This is a genomic window from Nioella sp. (assembly GCF_964229645.1).
Taxonomy (GTDB): domain Bacteria; phylum Pseudomonadota; class Alphaproteobacteria; order Rhodobacterales; family Rhodobacteraceae; genus Nioella.
The window spans coordinates 1-4,387 of the sequence record NZ_CAXREX010000071.1; the positions used below are offsets into that span (position 1 = coordinate 1).

Below are 4,387 nucleotides of genomic sequence, written 5' to 3' on the forward strand. Positions count from 1 at the left end.
CGCCGGTGGCACGTTGCAGATGCTGGTCTTCCAGCGTACGCAGGTCTGTCGCGGTCATTCCAGCAGGGGTTTGCAGGTGCACTCGCCAGTGACTCGGCGCGCGCACGACGTAAGCGATGCGCGAAAACGGAACCCCGTCGAAGCGTCCGCTCAGACGGCATTCGGCTAAAGCGGCGCTCTCGACCGTTATGGCCTGGCCGTCCGGCTGTACGGCTGTCAACACCGACCCGGAGCCGTTTACGCGGATCTGGTCGTCTTTGGTCGTCGCCCAATAGGATGCTGCACCGGGCCACCCCGCAGGGGCCGTGAGCCGCCATGACCCCAGGCTTTCCCAGGGCGACGCGCCCGCCGGGGCGAGATGCAGATGCAGCGCCATCGCGGCAAGGGCCATGTCCCGGGGATCAGCGGACGGTTCACTCCAGCCGCCTGAGAACATCTCGGGCAGGCCCGAGGTATGGTGCCGGAACGCCGCAAAATCCGGGTGTGTCAGCAACGCGCGCTGATAGGCCAGGTTCAGACCGACGCCACCGACTGCAAAGGCATCCATTGCGACAACCGCCTGACGGATCGCACCGGCCCGGTCCGGCGCGTGGACGATCAGCTTGGCACTCAGCGACTCGTACTGGTGGCTGACGACCGAGCCTGCCTCGACCCCGGTATCGAGCCGCACGCCGGCGGGCGGAGCCCAAAGGCTGATCTCGCCCGTTTCGGGGCGGAAATTCTCGTCCGGGTTTTCGGCGGCGATGCGGATTTCAATGGCGTGCCCGTCAAACTGCACATCGCCTTGCGTCAGCGCCAGCGGCTCGCCCCGCGCGATGCGCAACTGCCATTCGACCAGATCGATGCCGGTGATCGCCTCGGTCACGGGGTGTTCCACCTGCAACCGGGTATTCATTTCCAGAAAGTAGTATTCACCGCGCCCGGGGTCATAGAGGTATTCCACCGTCCCGGCGGAGCGATAGCCGATCGCCTGCGCCAACCGCACCGCTGCCGCACGCATGCGGTCGCGCACAGCCTCGGGAAGATCGGCGGCGGGGGCTTCTTCGATCAGCTTTTGGTGGTTGCGTTGCAGCGAACAATCGCGGTCGCCCAGATGCAGCACGGTGCCGTGAGTGTCGCCCAGAACCTGCACTTCGACGTGGCGGGCACGGGGCGCATAGCGTTCGAGGAACACCGCCGGATCGCCGAAGGCGCTCTGCGCTTCGGCCCGGGCAGATGCAATCGCTTCGGGTGCGTCGCCCAGATCGGAGACAAGCCGCATCCCGCGTCCGCCGCCGCCGGCGCTGGCCTTGACCAGAAAGGGGGTGCCTAGCGCCTCGGCCTCTTGCAGCAGGCGCGCGTCGGACTGATCCTCGCCGCGATAGCCGGGCAGGACGGGCACGCCTGCGGCTTCGGCGGCAGCCTTGGCCTCGATCTTGGAGCCCATCCGCGCGATAGCGTCGGGTTCCGGCCCGATGAACACAAGGCCCGCCGCCTCGACCGCCGCCGCGAAACCGGCATTCTCAGACAGAAAACCATATCCCGGGTGCACCGCACCCGCGCCCGTCGCCCGCGCGGCCTCAAGGATGGCCTCGACGTTCAAATAACTGTCTGACGGGGCGGCCCCACCGATGCAGACGGCATGATCGGCCTCGGCCACGAAGGGCGCGTCGCGGTCCGCGTCCGAAAACACCGCTACGCTTTCCAGCCCCAGTTTGCGGCACCCGCGCTGGATGCGCCGGGCAATCTCGCCCCGGTTGGCGATCAGAACGCGGGTGAAGCTCATTTCACCCGCCATGACGGAACGCCCTTGTTGATGAAGCTGTTGATGCCTTCGATACCTTCCTCCGTCTCCCACGCATCGGCCAGCCGGTCGGCGGTGTAGATCATGTTGGTCTCCAGATCGTGGGACGCGACATAGGCGATCAGCGCCTTGGTATCGGCCACGGCACCCGGCGCGGCCTGAAGGTGATCATGCACCACCCGGTTCACCGTGGCGTCCAAGTCGCCCGGCGCGACAACCTCGGTCAACAGACCGATCCGCTCGGCGCGGGCCGTGTCGAACAACGCCCCCGACAGCATGGTTTCACGCGAATGCACCTTGCCGATGCGGGCCACCACATAAGGCGATATATTCGCGGGCAGAAGGCCCAGCTTGACCTCGGTCAGACCGAAGCGCGCGCCTTCGGCGCCGATGGTGTAGTCGCAGACGGAAATCATGCCGACACCGCCACCGTAGGCCGGGCCGTTGATCCGCCCGATCAAGGGCTTGGGCAGCGTGTCAAGGCGGCGCAACAGCCGCGCCAGCGTGGCGCTTTGTGCGACCCTTTCACTACGGGTTTTCTCGACATTAGAGGCGAACCAGTTGAAATCGCCGCCCGCGCAGAAGCTCTTGCCCGCGCCGGTCAGGACCACAATACGCACATCGTCATCTGCAGCCAGCTTTTCGGCGGCATCGTATAGCTCTGCGATCAATTCGCCATTCAGCGCATTGTGTTTGTCGGGGCGGTTGAGCGTCAGCCTGGCGACGCCACGCGCATCGGTTTCGATAAGGATCGTGTTGTAGGTATTGGTCAACTTGAAGCCTCACATTCTGAATACAGGCGTATGGCGACCGGCTTCGGGCACCGATGTCACGATGGCCAGACACAGGCCAAGGATATCGCGGGTTTGCGCGGGTTCGATCAGCCCGTCATCCCAAAGCCGCGAGGTGGCATAATAGGGATCGGACTGTTCACCGTACTGGGCCCGAACCTGCTCCTCGATTAGCTTCATGTCGGCCTCCATCTTGCCCGGGTCGCCCCCTTTCTGGCGGCGCAGTTCCAGCATCACATTTGTGGCGATGTCGGCAGACATGGTGGCCAGTTCCGCCGTGGGCCAGGCAAAGAGAAAATTCGGGGCGAAACCACGTCCGCACATGCCGTAGTTGCCTGCCCCGTATGAGCCGCCCAAGAGGACCGACAGGCGCGGCACCTTGGCAACCGACATGGCATAGACCAGCTTGGCGCTGTCTTTGGCAATGCCGCCGCGCTCGGCTTCGGTGCCGACCATGAAGCCCGAGATGTTGTGGAGGAACAAAAGCGGGATGTTGCGTTGATCGCACATCGACACGAATTGCGCGCCCTTGAGCGAACTGTCGGACACAAGCGCCCCATTATTTGCGAGAATGCCCACTCGATAGCCGTGAATCCGCGCGGTGCCGCAGACCAGCGTCTCACCCCATCCGGGCTTGAATTCGCGGAATTCGCCGGCGTCGATCATGCGCAGTAGAACCTCGCGCATGTCATAGGGCTGTTTGCGATCGGCGCTGATGACGCCAAGCAGTTCCTCTGGGTTGCGCGCCGGCGGCGCGCAGGTTGCATCGGGACCCATCGGGCGCGACAGGCCCAGTTCGGATACGATGTCGCGCATCAGAGCAAGCGCATGATACTCGTCCTCGGCCAGATGGTCAGACACACCGGAGAAGCGCGAATGCATCTCGGCCCCCCCCAATGTTTCTCCATCAACCTCTTCGTTGATCGCCACCTTGACGATCGAGGGGCCGCCCAGATGGATGCGTGCGTTGCCGCGTACCATGATGACTTCGTCCGACAGGGCCGGGATATAGGCCCCACCGGCCGTGCAGCCTCCAAAGACCGCCGAGATCTGCGGCAGGCCGCTCGCGGACATGTTGGTTTGACGATAAAAGGAATTGCCGAAATGGCGGGCATCGGGGAAAACCCGGTCCTGCTCTGGCAGATAGGCACCGCCGCAATCCACCAGATAGAGGCAGGGCAGCCGGTTCTCGGCTGCGATTTCCTGGGCGCGGATGTGTTTCTGCACGGTTTCGTGATAGAAAGACCCACCCTTCACTGTCGCATCGTTGGCGATCACAACGCAGGGCAGCCCGTGGACGATCCCGATACCGGTCACGATCCCCGCACCGGGCACCTCGCCCCCGTATTGACCGTAGGCGGCAAGCGACGACAGCTCAAGAAACGCAGTGCCCGGATCCACCAGCAGGTCGATCCGTTCGCGGACCAACAGCTTGCTGCGCTTGCGATGCCGCGCGACCATGTCGGGGCGGCCGCCAGCCGTTGCTTCGGCGATCCGCGCACGCAGCGTTTCGACGCGCTCGCTTTGTGCGGCGTGGTTGCGGGTGTAGGTCTCTGATGCGGTCAGCACCGCTGTTTCAAGACGTGCCATGAAGTCAGGTATCCTGTCTTTGGAGTATCCCGTTGAGGAACACATCGGCATAGGTGCGTGACAACGCATCGGCGCTACCGCGGTCCGGGTCGAACCAATCGAGCGTGGCGTTCAATGTACCGATCAGCATCAGGCGCAGGCGACGGATATCGACGTCTTGCTTCAGCGTGCCATCTTTCTTAAGCTGGGACAGAAGACTGTCCCACTCTGCCTCATAGGCCCT

Annotated in this window: 3 protein-coding genes and 1 pseudogene; all 4 read right to left on the reverse strand. The window is 63.9% G+C overall.

Annotated features, from left to right (window positions below):
- A partial coding sequence (locus ACEQXV_RS04705; RefSeq protein WP_370268133.1) for an acetyl/propionyl/methylcrotonyl-CoA carboxylase subunit alpha occupies positions 1-1,765 on the reverse strand: 1,765 nt, incomplete at its 3' end.
- Positions 1,762-2,556, reverse strand: coding sequence for a crotonase/enoyl-CoA hydratase family protein (locus ACEQXV_RS04710; RefSeq protein WP_138424255.1), 795 nt, complete (start codon positions 2,554-2,556; stop codon positions 1,762-1,764). The genes ACEQXV_RS04710 and ACEQXV_RS04705, both read right to left, overlap by 4 nt.
- 9 nt (positions 2,557-2,565) lie before the next feature.
- Complete coding sequence (locus tag ACEQXV_RS04715) at positions 2,566-4,164, reverse strand: acyl-CoA carboxylase subunit beta (protein ID WP_243613889.1); 1,599 nt, start codon at positions 4,162-4,164, stop codon at positions 2,566-2,568.
- Positions 4,165-4,168: 4 nt separating this feature from the next.
- Positions 4,169-4,387: pseudogene (locus ACEQXV_RS04720) on the reverse strand (TetR/AcrR family transcriptional regulator); the annotation flags it as partial.

Coding starts and splice junctions, on each gene's coding strand:
- ACEQXV_RS04715 (WP_243613889.1), bottom strand. CDS start 4,164: ATGGCACGTCTTGAAACAGCGGTGCTGACCGCATCAGAGACCTACACC.